The 19,837-nt window shown below is 70.9% G+C and carries 19 protein-coding genes and 1 riboswitch; of the genes, 11 read left to right on the top strand and 8 right to left on the bottom strand.

Annotated features, from left to right (window positions below; all coding sequences use genetic code 11):
* Nucleotides 1-5: 5 nt before the first annotated feature.
* From CXQ97_RS11565 to CXQ97_RS11550, 4 genes are all read right to left on the bottom strand, one after another.
* Nucleotides 6-716, bottom strand: coding sequence for a response regulator transcription factor (locus CXQ97_RS11565; protein WP_104181012.1), 711 nt, complete (start codon nt 714-716; stop codon nt 6-8).
* A 71-nt stretch (nt 717-787) separates the two neighbouring features.
* Nucleotides 788-2,506 carry a DNA repair helicase XPB gene (locus CXQ97_RS11560; RefSeq protein ID WP_258062510.1) on the bottom strand — a complete coding sequence of 573 codons (1,719 nt, stop codon included), beginning with the start codon at nt 2,504-2,506 and terminating at the stop codon, nt 788-790.
* Nucleotides 2,499-4,910: a helicase-associated domain-containing protein gene (locus CXQ97_RS11555; RefSeq protein ID WP_104181011.1), complete on the bottom strand. Its 2,412-nt coding sequence runs from the start codon at nt 4,908-4,910 to the stop codon at nt 2,499-2,501. Before CXQ97_RS11555 ends, CXQ97_RS11560 begins: the two co-directional genes overlap by 8 nt.
* Nucleotides 4,911-4,990: 80 nt before the next feature.
* Complete coding sequence (locus CXQ97_RS11550; RefSeq protein ID WP_104181010.1) at nt 4,991-5,281, bottom strand: hypothetical protein; 291 nt, start codon at nt 5,279-5,281, stop codon at nt 4,991-4,993.
* A 181-nt stretch (nt 5,282-5,462) separates the two neighbouring features.
* On the opposite strand from CXQ97_RS11550, the gene CXQ97_RS11545 reads away from it, so the two are divergent.
* Genes CXQ97_RS11545 through CXQ97_RS11535 form a run of 3 tightly spaced genes read left to right on the top strand, consistent with a single transcriptional unit; the run spans nt 5,463 to nt 7,905 of the window.
* Entirely contained in the window at nt 5,463-5,846 is a 384-nt protein-coding gene (locus CXQ97_RS11545; protein WP_104181009.1) for a cold-shock protein, read from the top strand.
* 9 nt (nt 5,847-5,855) lie between these two features.
* Nucleotides 5,856-6,593 carry a DUF3027 domain-containing protein gene (locus CXQ97_RS11540; protein ID WP_104181008.1) on the top strand — a complete coding sequence of 246 codons (738 nt, stop codon included), beginning with the start codon at nt 5,856-5,858 and terminating at the stop codon, nt 6,591-6,593.
* Between the two features lie 34 nt (nt 6,594-6,627).
* A complete protein-coding gene (locus CXQ97_RS11535) occupies nt 6,628-7,905 on the top strand; it encodes an MFS transporter (RefSeq protein WP_104181007.1) in 1,278 nt (425 codons plus the stop codon).
* Nucleotides 7,906-8,093: 188 nt separating this feature from the next.
* Here the strand turns inward: CXQ97_RS11535 and CXQ97_RS11530 are convergent, their stop codons facing one another.
* A complete protein-coding gene (locus CXQ97_RS11530; protein WP_258062508.1) occupies nt 8,094-9,713 on the bottom strand; it encodes an HNH endonuclease signature motif containing protein in 1,620 nt (539 codons plus the stop codon).
* 274 nt (nt 9,714-9,987) lie between these two features.
* The gene (gene serC / locus CXQ97_RS11525; RefSeq protein ID WP_104181006.1) at nt 9,988-11,112 is read right to left on the bottom strand and encodes a phosphoserine transaminase; all 1,125 of its coding nucleotides are present in this window, start codon (nt 11,110-11,112) and stop codon (nt 9,988-9,990) included.
* Nucleotides 11,113-11,379: 267 nt separating this feature from the next.
* Between serC and CXQ97_RS11520 the strand changes: the two genes are divergently transcribed.
* The 8 genes from CXQ97_RS11520 to fdhD all read left to right on the top strand — a co-directional run bounded on the left by CXQ97_RS11520 (nt 11,380) and on the right by fdhD (nt 18,385).
* Nucleotides 11,380-12,078, top strand: a complete 699-nt coding sequence (locus CXQ97_RS11520; RefSeq protein WP_104181005.1) for a metal-dependent transcriptional regulator — start codon at nt 11,380-11,382, stop codon at nt 12,076-12,078.
* 458 nt (nt 12,079-12,536) lie between these two features.
* Nucleotides 12,537-12,723: riboswitch (cyclic di-AMP (ydaO/yuaA leader) on the top strand.
* A gap of 5 nt (nt 12,724-12,728) precedes the next feature.
* Complete coding sequence (locus CXQ97_RS11515; RefSeq protein ID WP_104181004.1) at nt 12,729-13,628, top strand: NlpC/P60 family protein; 900 nt, start codon at nt 12,729-12,731, stop codon at nt 13,626-13,628.
* Nucleotides 13,629-13,652: 24 nt separating this feature from the next.
* Nucleotides 13,653-14,570, top strand: coding sequence for an NlpC/P60 family protein (locus CXQ97_RS11510; RefSeq protein WP_104181003.1), 918 nt, complete (start codon nt 13,653-13,655; stop codon nt 14,568-14,570).
* Nucleotides 14,571-14,792: 222 nt separating this feature from the next.
* Entirely contained in the window at nt 14,793-15,290 is a 498-nt protein-coding gene (locus CXQ97_RS11505; protein WP_104181058.1) for an HNH endonuclease, read from the top strand.
* A complete protein-coding gene (locus CXQ97_RS11500) occupies nt 15,287-15,898 on the top strand; it encodes a molybdenum cofactor guanylyltransferase (RefSeq protein ID WP_104181002.1) in 612 nt (203 codons plus the stop codon). Before CXQ97_RS11505 ends, CXQ97_RS11500 begins: the two co-directional genes overlap by 4 nt.
* 17 nt (nt 15,899-15,915) lie before the next feature.
* Nucleotides 15,916-16,200 carry a DUF6457 domain-containing protein gene (locus CXQ97_RS11495; RefSeq protein ID WP_104181001.1) on the top strand — a complete coding sequence of 95 codons (285 nt, stop codon included), beginning with the start codon at nt 15,916-15,918 and terminating at the stop codon, nt 16,198-16,200.
* Complete coding sequence (locus CXQ97_RS11490) at nt 16,197-17,462, top strand: molybdopterin molybdotransferase MoeA (protein ID WP_104181000.1); 1,266 nt, start codon at nt 16,197-16,199, stop codon at nt 17,460-17,462. Before CXQ97_RS11495 ends, CXQ97_RS11490 begins: the two co-directional genes overlap by 4 nt.
* A 95-nt stretch (nt 17,463-17,557) precedes the next feature.
* Nucleotides 17,558-18,385, top strand: coding sequence for a formate dehydrogenase accessory sulfurtransferase FdhD (gene fdhD, locus CXQ97_RS11485; protein WP_104180999.1), 828 nt, complete (start codon nt 17,558-17,560; stop codon nt 18,383-18,385).
* A gap of 38 nt (nt 18,386-18,423) precedes the next feature.
* Here the strand turns inward: fdhD and CXQ97_RS11480 are convergent, their stop codons facing one another.
* Together CXQ97_RS11480 and CXQ97_RS11475 are read right to left on the bottom strand one after the other, a co-directional pair.
* Entirely contained in the window at nt 18,424-19,188 is a 765-nt protein-coding gene (locus CXQ97_RS11480; protein ID WP_104180998.1) for an amino acid ABC transporter ATP-binding protein, read from the bottom strand.
* Nucleotides 19,175-19,834: an amino acid ABC transporter permease gene (locus CXQ97_RS11475; RefSeq protein WP_104180997.1), complete on the bottom strand. Its 660-nt coding sequence runs from the start codon at nt 19,832-19,834 to the stop codon at nt 19,175-19,177. Before CXQ97_RS11475 ends, CXQ97_RS11480 begins: the two co-directional genes overlap by 14 nt.
* Nucleotides 19,835-19,837 lie beyond the last annotated feature (3 nt).

Here is a 19,837-nt window from a genome sequence, read left to right as displayed (position 1 = left end):
CTGCGCTACCGCTTGTCGGCTGTGCGGAGCAGGTATCCCACTCCACGCTTGGTCTGGATCAGGGCTACGGCGTCGGGGTTCCTGTCGATCTTCCGGCGCAGGTAGGAGATGTAGGACTCCACGATCGAGGCGTCACCGTTGAAGTCGTACTCCCAGACGTGATCCAGGATCTGCGCTTTCGAGAGCACGCGGTTGGGGTTCATCATGAGGTAGCGCAGGAGCTTGAACTCGGTGGGGGAGAGGTCGATGACCTCCCCGCCGCGCCGCACCTCGTGCGCGTCGTCGTCGAGTTCCAGGTCGTCGACGCGGATCACGGCGTCGTCGTCCTCGAGGGGGTGCGTACGGCGGAGGACGGCGCGGATGCGGGCTACGACCTCGTCGAGGCTGAAGGGCTTGGTGACGTAGTCGTCACCGCCGACCGTGAGCCCTGTGACCTTGTCGTCGGTGTCGTCCCGGGCGGTCAGGAAGACGACGGGGAAGTGCCGGCCAGCAGCTCTCAGCCGGCGGGTGACGGTGAATCCGTCCATGTCGGGCAGCATGACGTCGAGCACGGCGAGATCGGGATTGTGCGTCTCGGCGGCTGCGAGCGCGTCGCGTCCGTTGGCGGCGGCGACGACGTCGAAGCCGGCGAACCTGAGCGAGGTCGAGAGGAGCTCGCGGATGTTCGGTTCGTCGTCGACGACCAGGAGTTTCGCTTCGGGGGCTGTTTTCTTCACCGCACCAGTATCCGCACGTTGTCTGTGAGTTGGCTGGACCGTCCCTGTGGACTTGCTGTCTGGTCTCTGGGCTACGTGTCCTCCGCCGGCGCGTCATCGGCCGTCGGGCCTCCGGTCGGCGCATCTCCTGTCGATGCGCTCCCGAGCGGTTCGCCGCCGATCGATGCGGCGTCGAGGATGCGGTACGCGTAGCCCTGCTCTGCCAGGAAACGCTGCCGCTTCGCCGCGAAGTCCTGGTCGAGCGTGTCCCGGGCGACGACGGAGTAGAAGCGGGCGGCACGTCCGTCGGCCTTGGGCCGCAGCAGTCGGCCGAGCCGCTGTGCTTCCTCCTGCCGTGACCCGAACGAGCCCGAGACCTGGATGGCCACCGACGCCTCGGGCAGGTCGATGGAGAAGTTCGCGACCTTGGAGACCACGAGGACGTGGACCTCGCCCGCTCGGAAGGCGTCGAAGAGCCGCTGCCGTTCCTTCACGGTCGTCTCGCCCTTGATCACCGGAGCGTCGAGCCGTGCCGCGAGATCGTCCAGCTGGTCGATGTACTGGCCGATCACGAGGAGCTGTTCGTCCCTGTGCACCGCGACCAGCTTCTCCACGACGTCCGACTTCGTGTCCGACGTCGAGCAGAGTCGGTACTTGTCGGCGTCCTCGGCCATGGCATAGGCCACCCGCTCGTCGCGCGGCAGGTCGACGCGCACCTCGACGCAGTCGGCCGGGGCGATGTAGCCCTGCGCCTCGATGTCCTTCCACGGGGCGTCGTACCGCTTGGGGCCGATCAGCGAGAACACCTCGCCCTCGCGGCCGTCCTCACGGACGAGGGTCGCCGTCAGGCCCAGCCGGCGGCGTGCCTGGAGGTCCGCGGTCATCTTGAAGATGGGGGCCGGGAGGAGATGGACCTCGTCGTACACGATGAGGCCCCAGTCGTTCGCGTCGAGCAGCTCGAGGTGCGGATACAGTCCGCCGCGCTTCGTGGTGAGGACCTGGTACGTCGCGATCGTCACGGGCCGTACCTGTTTCACGGCGCCGGAGTACTCCCCGATCTCCTCCTCGGTGAGCGAGGTGCGCTTGAGCAGTTCGTCCTTCCACTGCCGGGCCGACACGGTGTTGGTGACGAGGATCAGGGTGGTGGTCTGGCTCGTGGCCATCGCGGCGGCTCCCACGAGGGTCTTCCCCGCGCCACAGGGCAGGACGACGACGCCCGAGCCGCCCGCCCAGAAGTTCTCGACGGCGAGCTGCTGGTACGGCCGGAGCGTCCAGCCGTCCTCGTCGAGCACGATCGGGTGCGGCGTGCCGTCCACATAGCCCGCGAGGTCCTCGGCGGGCCACCCGAGCTTGAGCAGCAGCTGCTTGAGCTGGCCACGCTGGGAGGAGTGGACGACGACGGTCTCGCCGTCGATCCTCGGCCCGAGCAGCGGCTGGATCTTCTTGGCGTGCAGGACCTCCTCGAGGACGGGGTAGTCCGTGGTGCGCAGGACCAGACCGTGCTGCGGGTCCTTCTCCAGGCGGAGGCGACCGTAGCGGGACATGGTGTCCTCGATGTCGATGAGCAGGGCATGCGGCACCGGGAAGCGCGAGTAGGTCAGGAGCGTGTCGAGGACGCGTTCGGCGTCGAGCCCTGCCGCACGCGCGTTCCAGAGTCCCAGCGGGGTGAGCCGGTAGCTGTGCACGTGCTCGGGGGCGCGTTCGAGTTCGGCGAAGGCGGCGATCGCGTGCCGTGCCTCGGTGGCCTGGGGATGATCCACCTCGAGCAGGATGGTCTTGTCGCTCTGGACGATCAGCGGCCCGTCAGCCATCTGCGGTGCTCCCTTCGAGGATCTCGACGTCCATCACGCGATGCACGGACACTACTTTCTCCACCTGCGTCTCGGGATCGACCACACGCAGGCGGCCGCCCGACACCGAGAGAGGAACAAGGACCTGACGCACGTGATTCCCCTCGCTGTCCGCGGTGCCGAGACGGATGCGGCTACGGGACCGGATGGCCGTGCGCAGTGTCTCCAGCCCGAGGAGCGTATCGCTGTCGGAACCGCCGGCAGGGTCGGGCGGGACCGGCTTCGCCGAGCGCAGTGCGACGAGTTGCGCGGCGATCTCCTCCTCGGCCACCGACCACGGGTTGAGCCGGGACCGGAGCTGGTCGGGGGGCACACGGGCGGGCGCGGCGGGCTCCCCGCCGGCAGGGGAGGGGGCGACAGCGGCGACGGCGTCCGACGCCGGCGAGAACCCGAGGTCCCGCAGCAGCGCGGTGAGCTCCGGCGCTGAGGCCGGCGAGACCAGGACCGTCGGCGCGATCTGGACGACGCCGAGCACAGCGGCCCGGGGGTCGGCCAGGACCGCGGCGGTGACGGCGTCGTCCTCCGTGCGGAGGTAGCTCCCGGCGCGGCCCACGCGGAGGGTGCCGTAGCGGGATGCGGTGTCCTCCACCAGATAGGCGAGGGCCTGCGGGATCTCGGTGACGGAGGAGGAGCGCAGGAAGGCGAGGATGGACGGGGCGTCCTCGCCGGCGTCGAGCGCGGTGCGGATCGAGTCCGCGGAGAAACGGTAGGTGGTGGCCGGGCCCTGTCCCTCGGGCGTGGCCATGCGCAGCAGCCCGCGGGCGACCTCCGGCTGGAGGTACCCGGGTGCGACGGCGGTGAGGTCCGCCTGCAGCACCACCTGGGAGACCGCGTCCGGCAGGGCCTCGCGGATCGCGTCTGCGGCGTCCTCGAAGCGGCCCTCGGCGACCAGTCGTCCGGCCCCGGTCAGTGCCCCGCCGCCGGTCAGTCCGAGGGACGCTGCCTCGGTGAGCATACCGGGCAGCAGGCGGGCGAAACGGCGCTGGAGGCGAGGCTGGTGCCAGGACGCGAGACCGACGACGGACTCCTCGGCGAGGACGGGTGATGCCGTCGTCCCGGAGGCTGTCCCGGCCGGGTCTGCAGCGGCATCGGAGAGCTCCACGGCGACGGCCAGGAGGCGTTGGCGCACCATCGGGGCATCGGGTCGGGATGCCTCGGCGGCGAGGGCGTTGATCGCGGTCCCGTCCGGCAGCCGGGACCCGACCAGTGCCGGTGCCCGGTCCACGGCCAGCCACCCCTCGACGAGGAGGAGCCACTGGGCGTCCCGGTCGAGGGCGTCCCAGGCGTCGAGGCGTGAGGTCTTCCAGCGCGAATCGTCCGGATCGAGGGTGATGAGTCCGACGGCGGCCGCGAGTTCCAGCAGCCACGCGGTCGCGCCGTCGTCGCTGCGCAGTGCCTCGCGGACCCGCCTGAGCTCGCGCACCCCCACACCGCCGGACCGGAGCGTCGTGACGGGCGTGGCCGCGACGGAGCCGAGGAGGGCGGTCATGAGCCGGAGGGTCTCCGCGATGGCGCCGAATGCCGCGTTGTCCCGCAGGCTGGTTCGGGTCGTCCTCCCCGGCGCGGTGGGCGGCGTCACCTCGAGGGCCGTGAAGACGGCATGCCCGCGGAGCGCGGTCCCGACGCCGCGGGGAAGTTCCACGTGCAGGGCGTCCAGCGGAGCGAGCAGGCACCGGTCCTGCAGCCAGCGCACGGCAGGCGGGGTGGCGCCGTCGCCTCCCGCCGCCGTCGAGCCGACCGGGGTGTCCCGTAGCCGGGACAGGAGTGCCACCGCGGCCTCGGGGGCACCGGTCAGGACGCGGTCCCATTCCGCCGGATCCGCCGTCAGATCGGAGAGGTACTGGGCGGCGGACGTGCTCGTCATCGGGTCGTCGCCGGCCGCGGGATCGAGGAGCGGGACCGCCTGGATCAGCGCGGGCCCGAAACGCGGGATGGACCGGGCGAGGGCGCGGAAGGGCCTGCCGAGGCCCGCGGGGTAGGGGCCGACGGCGTCGGACAGGGCGCCGACCGGCAGGAAACCCTCCGGCGCGGACCCCACGATCAGCGCGCGTGCCGCGAGATCGGTGAGGACGGCGTCGAGGGCCTCGGCGTCCGGGTGCGTGAACGCCGCAGTGAGACGCGAGAGCGGGACAGGACCGCCGCCGTCGTCGGTGAGGACGACGAGCGCCTCGAGCACCTGCAGGTGGGGGCGGGGGACGTTCTCGAGGGCACGCTGCAGGCTGACGCGCGTGGAGGCCCGGGCCGCGAGCGCGGCGAAGTCGGGCACCGGGGGCAGGATGAGGTCGGGCCGGACGGAGAGCAGGCCGCGCAGGTCGTCGTCGCTCCTGCGGGCCAGGTGTTCGGCCAGTGCTCGGATGGCGGACATTCCTCCAAGGGTACCCGCCACCGCCGACACGGGAGGGGGAGCCCGGGCGACCGACATCCTCCTCGACGGGCGGTGCGGAGTCAGGATCTCCGGCGCGAGACGGCGGACCAGACGACGAGGACCACCATCAGGAGGAAGGCGATCGGCAGGCAGAAGTAGGTGGCCAGCACGAAGCCGGGCCACACGGTCCCCTGGAGGAACGCGGTGGCGAGGATCGCTGTGAGCGACAGCAGCCCGAGTGCGGCGAAGACGACCGCGAGGACCAGGACCACCGACCGCCTGCGGGACGTGCCGTCCGGTGCGTCGGCGGCGGCGGTCTCCCGCTGGAGGTGGTCGGGGGAGGGTACCGGTGCCGGTTCGTCGGGGGTCATAGCCGTCCCAGACTACAAGAACCAAGACACCGATGGCCGCGGCGGACGCTATATCCTAGGGGGTACAGACTTCCCCGGTCGTATGGAGCGGCGGTGAGCCCGGCCACCGGGCGGTGCCCACGGATCGGGGCCAGGACCGCAGGCGCTCGCCGCCCGGTACAGCAAAGAAGAGGTAGACGACGTGCCCATCGGCAAAGTGAAGTGGTTCGACGCGGACAAGGGTTTCGGCTTCCTGTCCACCGACGAGGGCAAGGAGGTGTTCCTGCACGCCTCGGCGCTCCCCGCCGGCGTGAGCGAGGTGAAGGTCGGCACCAGACTGGAGTTCGGCGTGGCCGACGGGCGGCGCGGACCCCAGGCGCTGTCCGCCCGCATCCTCGAGCAGGCACCCTCGGTGGTCAAGGCCACGCGCAAGAGCGCCGATGACATGGCGGTCATCACCGAGGACCTCATCAAGCTCCTCGACGGGGTGTCCAACGGCCTCCGCAAGGGCCGCTACCCCGAGAAGGCGCATGCCTCCAAGGTCGCCGCCGTCCTGCGGGCCGTGGCCGACGACCTCGACGCGTAGGCTTCGACCATGACCTCGAGCAACCTGGAGACCGCCGACGCCGCTGCTCCCATCGATGCAGCAACCACGTCCGCAGGGGCCGATGCCGCGCCGGCCGGGACCGCGCGGAAGCCGCGGGCGTCGCGCCGCATCCCCAAATCCGACGTCGTGCTCGAAGCAGCGGTGGACCGCGCCCGGCTCGGGATTCTCGAAGTCGCCCCGGAGGCTCAGGTGGGCAGCCACGTCTCCGCCGTCGTCGAGGGCGAACGCCTCGTCACGCACCGGTTCGAGGCGTTCGTGCCCGGGTACGGGGGATGGCACTGGTACGCCAGCGTCGCCCGCGTGGCGCGCAGCAAGGACGTGACGGTCTGCGAGGTCGGACTGCTGCCCTCATCGACGTCGCTCCTCGCACCCGAGTGGCTGCCGTGGTCCGAGCGGGTGCGCCCCGAGGACTCCCCGGCGGACGAGCCGGCGACCGCGGCCTCCCCGGCGGACGCACCCGATGACCAGGCAGTACCTGCGGCTTCCCCGGCGGACGCACCCGATGACCAGGCAGTACCTGCGGCTTCCCCGGCGGACGAGCCGGCGACCGCGGCTTCCCCGGCGGACGCACCCGATGACCAGGCAGTACCTGCGGCTTCCCCGGCGGACGAGCCGGCGACCTCCGCCCCTACGGTGGACGCACGCGACGGCCGGGCGGCAGCTGCTGCTGACTCCGGCGGGCAGGAAGCCACCGACGACACCGCGGAAGCCACCGACGCCGGGTGATCGCACCGGGGCGCCGTAGCGGGACGGGACAGGCATGAGCACCTTCCGATCGCTCGGCATCCACAACTACAGGCTCTGGTTCATCGGCGCCCTGATCTCCAATATCGGTACCTGGATGCAGCGGACCGCCCAGGACTGGCTGGTCTACGACATCCTCACGCCGCAGAGCGCATCGGCCCTCGGCGTCGTCATGGCCCTCCAGCTCGGGCCACAACTCGTCATCGCACCGTGGGCGGGGCTGATCGCGGATACGGTCGACCGGCGTCGCCTGCTCGCCGTCACCCAGGTGGCCATGGCGCTCCTCGGTGTCGGCCTCGGTCTGATGGTCCTCCTCGACGTCGCCGTCCTGTGGCACGTCTATGCGTTCGCCCTGGCGCTCGGCATCGTCTCGGCCTTCGACGCCCCTGCACGGCAGGCCTTCGTGTCCGAGCTCGTGCGCGACGACTACCTGCCCAATGCCGTGGCCCTGAACAGCGCGTCCTTCAACGGTGCACGCCTGATCGGCCCCGCCGCCGCCGGCCTCCTGACGGCAGGGGTCGGCCCGGGCTGGGTCTTCATGATCAACGCCCTGACGTTCGGTGCGATGGTCTACGTGCTGCTCGTGATGCGCAGTTCCGAGTTGAACAAGCAACCCCGGCAGGGGCCGGGCAAGGGCCGCATCCGCGCCGGATTCCGCTACGTCCGCCTCCGGCCGGACCTCATGGTGGTGATGCTCGCGATCTTCATCGTCGGCACCTTCGGCCTGAACTTCGCCGTGTTCATCGCCGCCATGGCCCGTACCGAGTTCGGGCAGGACGCCGGTGTCTTCGGTGTCCTGTCGTCCGTCATGGCCGTCGGATCGGTTGCCGGGGCGCTGCTGTCCGCCCGGCGGGACCGTCCGCGCCTGCGTTTCGTCTTCGGGGCGTCGGCGGCGTTCGGTCTTGCATGCATCCTCGCGGCTCTCGCTCCGAACCTGTGGCTGTTCGGGCTGTCCCTCGTCCCGGTGGGCCTCTTCGCCCTGACATTGATGACGAGTGCCAACGCCTATGTCCAGACGACGACCGATCCCGCGATGCGTGGCCGCGTCATGGCCCTGTACTTCGCCATCTTCCTGGGCGGGACGCCGTTGGGGGCGCCGGTGGTGGGCTGGGTCTCCGATGCCTTCGGTCCGCGGTGGAGCCTCGGAGTTGCTGCGGCGTCCGGGCTCATCGCGGCCGCGGTCGGCATCTTCTGGGCGTGGCGCTACCACGAGGTGCGGCTGCGCTACGACCGATCGGCGCCCCGCCGCCTGCGTCTCGATCACGAGGCGGGGGCGGACGACAGCGCGCCGTAGTGCCTCCGACGAGCTGGTTGGCACCGGATCCCTTCCAGGCTGCTGGGTATAGGCCCTCCGACGAGCCCGGACACCGAGCTTTCGCGAGCTGCTGGGAACCCAGCCCCGGTGCGTCCGACGCGTTCCGCGCCCGGGCGGCCCCACCGTGGTTCAACCTGCGGGCGACCGCCGGGACCCGCTCGCCCAGGTCACCCGGGATCCGGCCGACCGGACACGACCCACCGGTGCCCGAGTTCCGCATCGACAGCCGGTCCTGCCTGCCAGAAGAGGTTCCGGCGAGGGCCGCTGAAGCGTCTTCGGTGGGTGGGGGGAGTGAACCAGGGGATGCCGGCCTGCGAGTGGACGGTCCAGCTCCCCTGATGAATCGTGTGGTGGTGATGGGAGCAGAGCAGGACACCGTTGTCGATGCTGGTCGATCCGCCGCGGGACCACGGAGTCAGGTGGTGCGCTTCGCACCAGCTCGCGGGGATCGAGCAGTCGGGGAAGGCGCATCCCTTGTCCCGAGCCACCAGCGCTCGCCGGAGGTGCGGCGGAAAGAGCCGCTGAGCCCGTCCGACGTCCAGGACCTGACCGCTTCCGCCCAGGACCACCGGGATGAGGTCGGCGTCGCATGCGACTCTCCTGATGGTCCGGGCGCTGACCTGTTCGGCGAAGACGGCCGAACCGGCCTGGTCGGTCGCGCCTGTGAGGTCCTTGTGGTCGATGGTCACCAGGACCTGCGGGCGATGTCCACCGGTCGCGGGAAGGCCGTTGCCGGACAGCGCGATCCTGCAGGCCGCGACCAGACCCTCCAGCAGGTTCTGAGCCCTCGTGGGACCATCGGCGCGCATGGCAGCTCTCGCGGGACCGCCTGCATCAGCTGCCGTGCGGCTCGCGAGACGCTCGGCGTCGTCGATTCCCGGACCGCCCGCCGGACCGCCCGCCGGACCGGCAGTGTCGTCGGTTCCGCCGGTCGACCCCGTCGACCCCGTGGCGACGTCGGGACGCTGCGTCGTTCCGCGGGGGTTGGTGGTGGAGTTCATCACGGTGGCGAGGTGTTCGAACTGCTCGTCGGTCGCCGCGATTTCGAGGAGGTGAAGCCCGGAACGACGACCCTTGAGAAAGACACCCTGTCGGGCACGCAGGATCTTGTCGGTGGGTTCCTGACCGTCCTGGTCGAGCACCGATTCCCACCGGCGGGCCAGCACACGGAGGACGTCCTCGTCGGACTCGGTCGCCTGCCGTGTGAGGTGCTGTTCCATCGACGTGCGCTGGTCCGGTGTCGCGAAGGGGTGCGCCCGCCGTAACGCCTGCGCGATGACGGTGGCCGCGCGCCCGCTGATGACACAGGAACCCACCGCTTCGCCCAGTGTCTCCAGGCGTGCAGGAACGGTTGCACCCGTGGGTGACAGGCCGGGCAGCACGACCTCGGCCAGAGTGAGGCGGCGCCTCGCTTCTGCCCGGCCGATGCCCAGAGTGGCTCGCAGGAATTCCGCACAGTCCCTGAATCCGTCGCCGGCGCTGTCTGCCCGCACAGGTGCCCGACCCAGCGCCCCGAGCGTCGGCGCCCGGGGCGCTGGGTCGGGCACCAGGGCGGTATCGGGGCGCTCGTCGGCTGCTAGATGATGTTCCTCCGCGATGCGGGCAGCGAGGACCTGCAGGTGATCGACGATCCTGGACACCTGTTCTACGTCGACCACGAGGTGGAGGGCCTCGGTCCTGGACAAGGCGTGGTGCTCCAGGCTCACGGCATGCGCACAGTCCATCAGGGCCGTGCGCGCCGACTCCAGCGAACTCTCGGTGGACCGCTCGGTCGGTGCAATGGCCATACCCTTATTTTATCGAAGACATGTTCTATTCCGAAGGGAGAGGCGTGCATGTGGAGGGCCAGTGGGGGAGTGGTTGTCCACATAGCAGAGCGTGTGGACGACCGGCCGGACGGCCACGTCCGGGCGACTCACAGCGGACGCTCCACCAGCTCGCTGGGCCGGCCCGTCCTTCCGTGCGGCAGTCCGCCCGCCGGCTCGCTGGCCCGGCCCGTCCCTCCGTGCGGCAGTCCGCCCGCCAGCCCGCCGACCGTTCGAGCAGGGCGACGCGATGGGCCTAGAGGAGGTTCTCGACGATGTGGTCGATGCAGGCGATCAGCGCCGAGACGTCGTCGGGCTCGATCGCCACGAACGTGGCGATCCGGAGCTGGTTGCGGCCGAGCTTGCGGTAGGGCTCGACGTCGACGACCCCGTTGGCTCGGAGGATCGCTGCGATGCGCGCCGCATCGACCGAGTCGTCGAAGTCCACGGTCACGATCACGTTCGAGCGGTCCTCGGGGCGCACGACGTACGGGCCGGCGACGTCGGACGCCTCGGCCCAGCGGTACAGGCGCCCTGCGGAGTCCGCGGTGCGGGCAGCAGCGAAGGGCAAACCGCCCTGCTCGTTGAGCCAGGCCACCTGCGCGTCGAGCGTGACGAGCGTGGCCAGGGCCGGCGTGTTGTAGGTCTGGTTCAGGCGGGAGTTGTCGATGGCGGTCTGCAGGTTCAGGAAATCCGGGATCCAGCGGTCGCCGGCGTCGATGCGCGCGGCACGTTCCAGCGCGGCGGGGGAGAAGAGCCCGAGCCACAGGCCGCCGTCGGACGCGAAGTTCTTCTGCGGCGCGAAGTAGTACACGTCGGCCTGTGCCACGTCGACGTCGAGGCCTCCCGCCGCGGACGTGGCGTCGACGATCACGAGCGAACCGTCGTCCATGCCGTTGATTCTCCGGACCGGAGCGGCGACACCGGTAGAGGTCTCGTTCTGGGGCCAGGCGTAGGTGTCCACACCGGCTTCCGCGACAGGTTCGGGGCGCGTCCCGGGTGCGGAGGTGATGACGGTGGACGTCTCGAGGAACGGCGCCTTGCTGGTCGCGGAGGCGAACTTCGAACCGAACTCGCCGAAGGAGAGGTGCTGGGCCTTGTGCTCGACGAGGCCGAAGGTCGCCACGTCCCAGAACGCGGTGGAACCGCCGACGCCGAGGACGACCTCGTACCCGTCGGGAGCACCGAAGAACGTGCTGAGTCCCGTCCGTACGCGGCCCACCAGGTCCCGGACCGGCGCCTGGCGGTGTGAGGTGCCGAGCAGCGACCGGCCCGCGGCCACGAGTGCGTCGATCTGCCCCTCCCGTACCCTCGACGGGCCGGCGCCGAAGCGGCCGTCCGACGGCAGGAGGTGTTCGGGGATGCGGGGCGTGTCGCTCATGGGGTGCTCCAGCTGTAGGCGGCGGGTACGGCCCTCATTCTGCCCCAGCGGTCCGGGCGCCTCCATTTGTTAACGTCCGGGTTGTGAACCTCCGGGGCGATACCTCCGGCGGCCGTCCCGGGCCGTCCTGTCCGATTGCCGAGCCTGTTGCGCCATGGGTTAACCTTGGGGAGCGTGGGGCGGAGCCTGCCGTGGCGGCTGTGGCTTGCCTCACCGGCGTGAGGCACTCCAGCCGCGCACCCGCACCGCACCAAGGAGCAGAACCGCATGACGGACCTCATCGACACCACCGAGATGTACCTGCGGACCATCCTTGAACTCGAGGAAGAGAACATCGTCGCCCTCCGCGCACGCATCGCCGAGCGCCTCCGCCACTCGGGGCCGACCGTCTCCCAGACCATCGGCCGCATGGAGCGCGACGGGCTCGTCGTCGTCTCCGGGGACCGGCACCTCGAACTCACGGAGCTCGGCCGCCGCAGGGCAACCGGGGTCATGCGGAAGCACCGTCTCGCGGAACGCCTGCTCAGCGACGTCATCGGCCTCGACTGGGCCTACGTCCACGACGAAGCCTGTCGCTGGGAGCACGTGATGAGTGAGCGCGTCGAGCGGCGGCTCTACGAACTCCTCGGCAGGCCCTCCGAATCGCCGTACGGCAACCCGATCCCCGGCCTCGCCGCCATCGGTGGGGTCGAGTCGGAGCGGTTCACCGACGGCGTCGTGACCCTGCTGTCCGCCATGGGCACCTACTCGCCCGGCGAGCAGGTCACGCTGGTGCGCCTCGCCGAGCCCATCCAGGTGGATCCCGAACTCCTCACGCAGCTCGACGAGGGAGGCCTCCGTCCCGGTGCACAGCTCGCCCTGGAGTCCGTCGGGGGCTACGTGTCCGTCCGCGTCCCCGGGGTCGAGGGAGCCCTCGAGCTGCCACCCGAAGTCGCCTCGCACGTGTTCGTCTCCGTCGCGGCCTGACCAGGGCCCGACCCGACGACGCCTGACCAGGCGCGATCTCCCGACTCCACAGCCCCACCGGGCGCAACTCCGCGATGACGTGACCTCATCAGGGCGCGCCCTGACGACACCGCAGCCTGATCAGGGCGCGCCCTGACGACACCGCAGCCTGATCAAGGCGCGACCTGACGACGGCGTGGTCGGGCAGCGTTCCAGCCCGGCGAGGGCCCGTTGGGGCGACGTCCCAGCCCGACAGCGTCCCAGCCCGACAGCCCCTTCCCGGCGACCGCGGCCCCCGCATGTCCGACCGGAAGGCAGTACCGGGGCCACCGGCCCGCCCGCTCGGCGCGCAGCGCGAGGATCATCCTCCGAATCGCCGTCGTCATCAAGAACACACCGTTCCGTGACCGTAATGTGACAAACGAGCATTTTTGTTGTAGCTTTCATCTCGTGCCAAATTCGCTCTAGATCCGGCACCCTCCTGCAAATCGCCTAGCTCTGCCATTGCTCGAGGTCCGTCCGCACCATCGCATGGCAGAGGCGGGGGAACCAATTTCTGGGTTTCGTTCTCGAAATCCTTGGGGTTAAGTCGCTGTCTCACAGCAGCGGCCGGGTGACTCCCATCCGAATCCGACAGCTCACCTCGCAGGCGTTGGGAGAGGCAATCCAACGTGTCCAATAGCTCTTCACTGGGCCGCCACCGTGCGGCCCGGAACGTCAGTGCGCTGACGAACCTGTCCACTGCAGTCACCTCCAACGCCGGATCCGTCGGCCGCCAGGCAGCCGTCATCGTCGCCGCCTCGGGCCTGGTCCTGACCGCGGGCCTGCCGGCCCACGGCGCCACCCCCGCTGAGCGCGAAGTCCAGTCCTCTGCAGCGCTGACCGTCAGCCGGGTCGTCTCGGCCGAGGTCACCGTGCCCGCCACCGCCACGGTCCCCTTCGACCGCGTGGCCGTCGAGGTCACTGCCGCCCCTGAGCCCGTCGTCGAGGCACCGGTCCCTGAGCCCGTCGTCGAGGCACCGGCCCCCGCGCCCGTCGTCGAGGTACCGGCCCCAGCGCCCGTCGAGGCACCGGCCCCCGTGCCCGTCGTAGCACCGGCCGCTGCCATCGCAGCCCCTGCCCCCGTCGCGGCCCCCGCCCCGGTCGCAGCACCGGTCGCGGCCCCCGCACCGACAGCAGCCCCCGCCGCAGTGGCGCCGGCAGCAGCGCCCGCCGCTCCCGCACCGGCCCCCGCACCGCAGCCCGCTCCCGCCGCCCCGTCCTCCGGCGTCGCGGCCGGCCTGGTCGGTTCTGCGTACGCCCAGATCGGCGTGGCCCAGGACTGCACAGCCATGGTCGAGACCGCACTGCGCTCGGTCGGCAAGTCCGTCGGCGATCTCGCCCCCGGCCAGTTCTTCCAGTTCGGCGACGTCGTCGGCAGCCCTGCAGCAGGCGACCTCGTCATCACCGGCGGCCACGTCGCGATCTACGTCGGCAACGGCCAGGTCATCAGCGGTGGCCTGAACGGCATGAACACCGGCCTCCACAGCCTGTCCGACCTTCCCGGCGCCAGCTTCGTCCGCGTCCGCTAAACACCACCACCGGAGTATTCCCCCATGTCTTCACGCGCCATTTCCGCACGCCATCGAGAAGAAGTGCGGACCACCGCAAGCTTCTCGAACCTCGCCAAAGCCGTCACCACGAACGCCACCGGCATGGGCCGCCAGGCCGCCGTCATCGTCGCGGCCTCGGGTCTCGTCCTGACCAGCGGTGTCGCCGCCAACGCCGCCGACCTGCAGCCGCAGCGCGACGTCGCCGCGTCCAACGTCTCCGTGTCGTCGGCGCGGCCCGCCGTCGTCGCACCCGTCGACTCCGTCGTCTCCTTCAACCGGACGCCCGTCAAGGTCCAGGCGAAGGTCGTCGTCGCCCCCAAGGCGCCTGTCGTCGCCCCCAAGGCCCCTGTCGAGGCACCCGTCGCCGAGACACCCGTCGTGGCGGCGCCCGTCGTCGAACCCGCAGCCCCGGCACCCGTGGCAGTGGCCCCGGCACCCGCCGCAGCGGTCCAGGCGCCGATCGCCCAGGCTGCTGCTCCCGTGGCAGCGAGGGCGGCCGCACCCGTGGCCGCTCCCGCAGCAGCCGTGGCACCGGTCGCTCCTGTAGCCCCGGCAGCCCCGGCAGCCCCGGCAGCCCCCGCCGCGTCGTCGGGCCTCGCCGCCAAGATCGCCGCAGCGGCCAAGGGCCAGCTCGGCGTCATGCAGGACTGCACCCGCCTCGCCAGCAACTCGCTCGCCGCCGCAGGCGTCAACTTCCACGGCTGGCCGGCGGGCTATCTCTCCCTGGGCCGCACCGTCAGCGCGGGCGAGGCCATCCCGGGCGACCTGATCTACTACGCCGACGGCGGCATGGGCGCCGCCCACATCGCCGTGTACATCGGTGGCGGCCAGGCCGTCCACGGTGGATTCAACGGCAACACCACGGTGATCGCACCCGCGGAGCTCGGCTCCGGCGGCGTGTACATCCGCGTGGGCGGCTGATCCGAGGACAGCCCGAATGACGGAAGGACCGGCACGCTGTGCCGGTCCTTCCGTCTTCTCACGGGTAGCAGATCGAGCACCGCACCACACGTGACGCCCGATTCTGCCGATTGGTCGCCCGCATGTGTTTTGCTTACCCTTGCAGTGTCAATCCGAAGCACGTCTCCCGAACCCCGGGATGGCAACCGGTTGCGGGAACAGGTCAGCATCGAGGCTTTGTTCATGCGCACTCTTGTTCTGAACGCAGGGTATGAACCACTGGCGGTGGTCACCTTCCGCCGGGCGCTGGTGCTCGTCCTCACGGGGAAGGCCAGCGTCGTCGCGGAGGACGACGAGCCCGTCGTCGGCCCGACGGAAGTCCTGGGCCGACCGTCGGTGATCCTCCTCCACCGGTATGTGAAGATCCCGTACCGGTATGACGTCACGGCCACCCGGCGCGGGGTACTTCGCCGCGACAACCACCTGTGTGCCTACTGCGGGAAGACCGCCTCGACCATCGACCACGTCCAGCCGCGCTCGCGGGGCGGCGCCGACACGTGGGAGAACCTCGTGGCGTGCTGCCTCAAATGCAACAACGCCAAGGGGGACAAGACGCTCAGCAGCCTGGGCTGGAAGCTGCGGATCGTCCCGCTCCCGCCGCGCGGCCCCCAATGGCAGATCCGCGAGCTCGAGAAGCCCGCACCGCAGTGGAGCGAGTTCCTCGCCGAGAACGCGGCATGAGCGGGGGCATCCCGCCCTTCGACGCGATCATCCTGTCCGGGGGGCGGTCCTCCCGGCTCGGAGGCGTCCCGAAGGCCGGACTGATCCTCGACGGCGAGACCCTGCTCGAGCGCACCTGCGCCGCGCTCGCCCGGGCACGGCGCCTGACCGTTGTGGGACCCGCACCCGACGACGGTGCGCACCACCCGCTCCCGGGCGCTCCGTCGTTCGTCCGGGAGGAACCCGCGTTCGCCGGACCTGCCGCCGCCGTCGTCGCCGGGTTCCGGGCCTCGCCGCAACCCCGGTCGCCGTGGTACGCCGTCGTCGCCTGCGACATGCCACGCGTCGGCGAGCTCCTCGAGATCCTGCTGGCCGAGGCCGCGGGCGGCGCCGACGCGTCCCTCGTGGCGGTGGACGGCGGCCGCCACCAGCCGCTGGCGGCGCTCTACCGGACCGAGGACCTCGCCGCCGCCGTCGATGCCGTGCTGAGCCGCGGATCCGCGGACAACCTGTCGATGCACAGCCTCCTTGCTACTGTGAGGAGCAGACCTGTCCCGGTTCCACCGGGCACGACGCACGACGTCGACACCTGGCATGACGCACGAGCGCTGGGCGTCGACGTCCCCTGACACCACCCGGAGGGCCCATGGACGATCGCCAGAAGCTGCTGCACGACTGGACCGAGAAGTTGCTCGCCGCCTTCGAGATCGACGGGACCGACGTGGACATCGACGCGGTCCTCGGACTCGCGGGCCGGGCCGCCCACGGCGTCGTCCGACCGGCCGCACCCCTGACCACCTTCGTCGTCGGATACGCCGCTGGGCTCGCCGTCGGCAGCGGACAGGCCGAGGAGCAGGTCGCGATGCGATCCGCGACGGCGGTGGCCGACGCGCTCTGCGCGGAGGCCGCGGCGGAAGGAGTCACGGAATGAGCGAGGCCACAGCAGCACGCGACGTCGACTGGGCCACCGCCCGCACGCTCGCGTACACCGCCGGGCGGCCCCTGCCGTTCCAGACCGTCACGCTGAATGATGCCCTCGGCCAGACGCTCGCCGAACCGGTGCACGCGCTGCAGTCCATACCGCACTACGCGTCGTCGGCGATGGACGGCTGGGCGGTCAACGGCGAGCCGCCCTGGACGCTCGTGAGCCACGTGCAGGAGGAACACCTGCGGGGCAGGCCCTCGCCCCACTCCGACTCCGGGGAGGTGTTGCTCGCACCCGGCGAGGCGACATTCATCCTCACGGGAGGGGTGGTGCCCCAGAACGCCGTCGGCATCCTCCGGACGGAGCACGGATCGGTCCGCGGGGACACGCTCGAACGCAACGGGTCCGCACGGCCGGACGAGCCGTCGCTCCACGAGCACGTGCGACCGGCGGGGGAGGAGGCCGAGGAGGGCTCCGAGGCGATCCCCGCCGGCGTCGTCCTGAACCCCGCGCAGATCGCCCTCGCGGCGGTGTGCGGGCACGACACCCTCGCCGTCCTCCGGGCCCCGCGGGTGTCCCTGCTCATGACGGGTGACGAGGTGATCGACCACGGACTGCCGTACCCCGGCCAGGTGCGCGACACCTTCGGGCCCCAGTTGCCCGGATTCGTGGCTCTGCTGGGCGGGCACGTCGACGTCGCCGGACGCGCCAAGGACGACCTCGACGACGTCGTGGCGGCCATCAGCGCGGAACCGACCGACGAGTTCTCCCTCGCGCGCGCCTCCGGCGACGTGCTGATCACCACCGGGGGGACGGGCAGTTCCTCCGCGGACCACATCCGGCGGGCGCTCACCGAACTGGGCGCCGAGTTGATCATCGACGGCATCGCGATGCGTCCGGGCCACCCGACGCTGCTGGCCCGGCTGCCGGACGGCCGCTTCCTCGTGGGGCTCCCGGGCAACCCGCTGGCGGCGATGATGGCCATGCTCACCGTGGCCGCCCCGCTGCTCGCAGGGCTCCGCGGATCACCGCTGGAGACGCCCCGCACCGTGACGAGCGCGGACGCCTTCGAGCCGCTGCCCCGCAGGAGCCGGCTCGTGCCCTACCGCGTCGAGGCAGGCCGTGCCGTCCCCAGCACCCACCAGCGGTCCGGGATGCTGCGCGGGCTCGCCGCCGCGGACGGCGTGCTCGTGATCCCGCCCGAAGGCTGCGCAGCGGGCGACGCCGTGCCTGCCCTGACCCTGCCCTGGGTGGTGCCCGCGAGCTGACCGGTGCTGTCCATCCCTTCGTGGTGGCACCGGCGGCCCGGAGGACCCCCCGGGGTCGACTAACCTCGTTCTAGGACCGAGGCAAGGAGCGCAGCATGAACCGGGTCACCCAGCGACGCCGCATCACCAAGTTCCGCGTCGGAGCACAGACGGGACGCCGCGAGGACGTGCTCGCAGGGGAGGAGCCGCTGGAGATCCGCCTCGGCGGCAGCGCCTTCACCGTGACCATGCGCACCCCGGGGGACGACTTCGACCTGGTGGCCGGGTTCCTCGTCTCGGAGGGCATCGTATGGGAGCCGGGCCAGCTGCCCAGCCTGCGGTACTGCGCCGGCGTCGACGACAACGGCCAGCAGACCTTCAACGTCGTGGAGGCGCAGCTCAGGCCGGGCGTCGAACTCCCCGACACCGCGATGGAACGCCACGTGTACACCTCGAGCTCCTGCGGCATCTGCGGCACCGCGTCGATCGACGCGGTGCGGAAGTCCTCGCGGTTCGACCTGCACGACGACCCGGCGCCGGTGGACCTCGGGATCCTGGCCTCGCTGCCCGACCGCCTCAGGGAGAGCCAGAAGCTGTTCGACCGCACGGGAGGCGTCCACGCCGCCGGTCTCTTCACCGCCGAGGGTGAGCTCCTCTGCCTCCGTGAGGACGTGGGGCGCCACAACGCCGTCGACAAGGTGGTGGGCTGGGCACTGCGCGAAGGGCTGCTGCCTCTACGCGGTACCATCCTGCAGGTCTCGGGCCGGGCATCCTTCGAGCTCGTGCAGAAGGCGCAACTCGCAGGCATCCCCGTGCTCGCCGCCGTCAGCGCGCCGTCGTCCCTCGCCGCGGACCTCGCCGACGACGCCGGACTCACGCTCGTGGGCTTCAGCCGCGGGACGACCCTGAACTGCTACTCGCATCCGGACCGCATCGCGGCCTGACCACTGCGGCCCGATCATCGCGGCCCGGAACGGCGAGCCTAGAAGGGGTTGAGCAGGCGCTGGACGAACCGGCGTGTCCGCTCCTCGCGCGGATTGCGCAGCACCTGGTCGGGGTGGCCGTGCTCGACGACGACGCCCCCGTCCATGAAGACCACCTCGTCGGCGACCTCGCGGGCGAAGGCCAGCTCGTGGGTCACGATCACCATGGTCCACTTCTCCTCGGCGAGCTCCTTGATGACGGTGAGCACTTCGCCGACGAGTTCGGGGTCGAGGGCCGAGGTCGGCTCGTCGAACAGCAGCAGATCGGGCTGCAGGGCCAGTGCGCGGACGATCCCGACGCGCTGCTGCTGGCCGCCGGACAGGTTGAAGGGGTAGTCGTCCCGCTTCTCGGCGAGCCCCACGCGCCCGAGGAGCCGCTCGGCGTCGGCGACGGCGTCCTTCCGCTGCCGCTTCCGCACCCGGACCGGGCCCTCGATGATGTTCTCGAGCACCGTCATGTGCGGGAACAGGTTGTAGTTCTGGAACACCATGGCGCTGCGGTCCCGGAGCGACAGCGACTCCTTCTTCGTCACCTTCCCGCCGAACTCCACGGCCGGTCCACCGCTGAAGGCGACGGTCCCGCCGTCGGGCGTCTCGAGACCGTTGAGGCAGCGGAGCACGGTGGTCTTGCCGGAGCCGGACGGGCCGACGAGCGCGACCACCTGACCGCTGTTGATCCGCAGGTCGATGGACTTCAGCACCCGGGTGTCCCCGAACGACTTCTGCAGGCCGGTAGCGGACAGGAGGGGCTCAGTGGGCGACATAGCGGTCCAACCTCTTCTCGAGTGCGGACTGGCCGCTGGACAGGACGAGGCAGAACACCCAGTAGATGGCTGCAGCCTCGAGGTAGAGCATCATGAACTGCTGCGAGAACGCGGCGATCTGCTGGGCCTCGCGGAACAGCTCGGTCACGAGGATCAGCGACGCCAGGGACGTGTCCTTGACGAGGCTGATGAACGTGTTGGAGAGCGGCGGCACGGAGACGCGGGCGGCCTGCGGCAGGATGACGCGGCGCAGGGTGAGCGCACGGGACATGCCGATGGTGTGGCCGGCCTCCCACTGGCCCTTCGGCACGGAGAGGATGGCGGCCCGCAGGATCTCCGCCGCGTAGCCCGCCACGTTGAGCGAGAAGGCGATGATCGCGCTCGGCCACGGATCGATGGTCAGGCCGATGGACGGCAGGCCGTAGAAGATGACGAACAGCTGCACCAGCAGGGGGGTGCCGCGGATCACCGACACGTAGAAGCGGGCGATCCCGGAGAGCACCGCCTTGCCGCTGATCCGCATGAGCGCGACGACGAGCGCCAGCGCCAGGCCGATCGCGAAGGAGGCGAGGGAGAGCGGGATGGTGCCCGTCAGGCCGCCGGAGAGCATGGGCCAGAAGGAGGTGCGCAGCAGGTCCCAGTCCATCAG

The sequence above is a fragment of the Arthrobacter sp. B0490 genome (assembly GCF_002929355.1).
In the GTDB taxonomy this organism is placed as follows: Bacteria; Actinomycetota; Actinomycetes; order Actinomycetales; family Micrococcaceae; genus Arthrobacter_D.
This window is presented reverse-complemented; position numbering and strand designations above follow the sequence as displayed.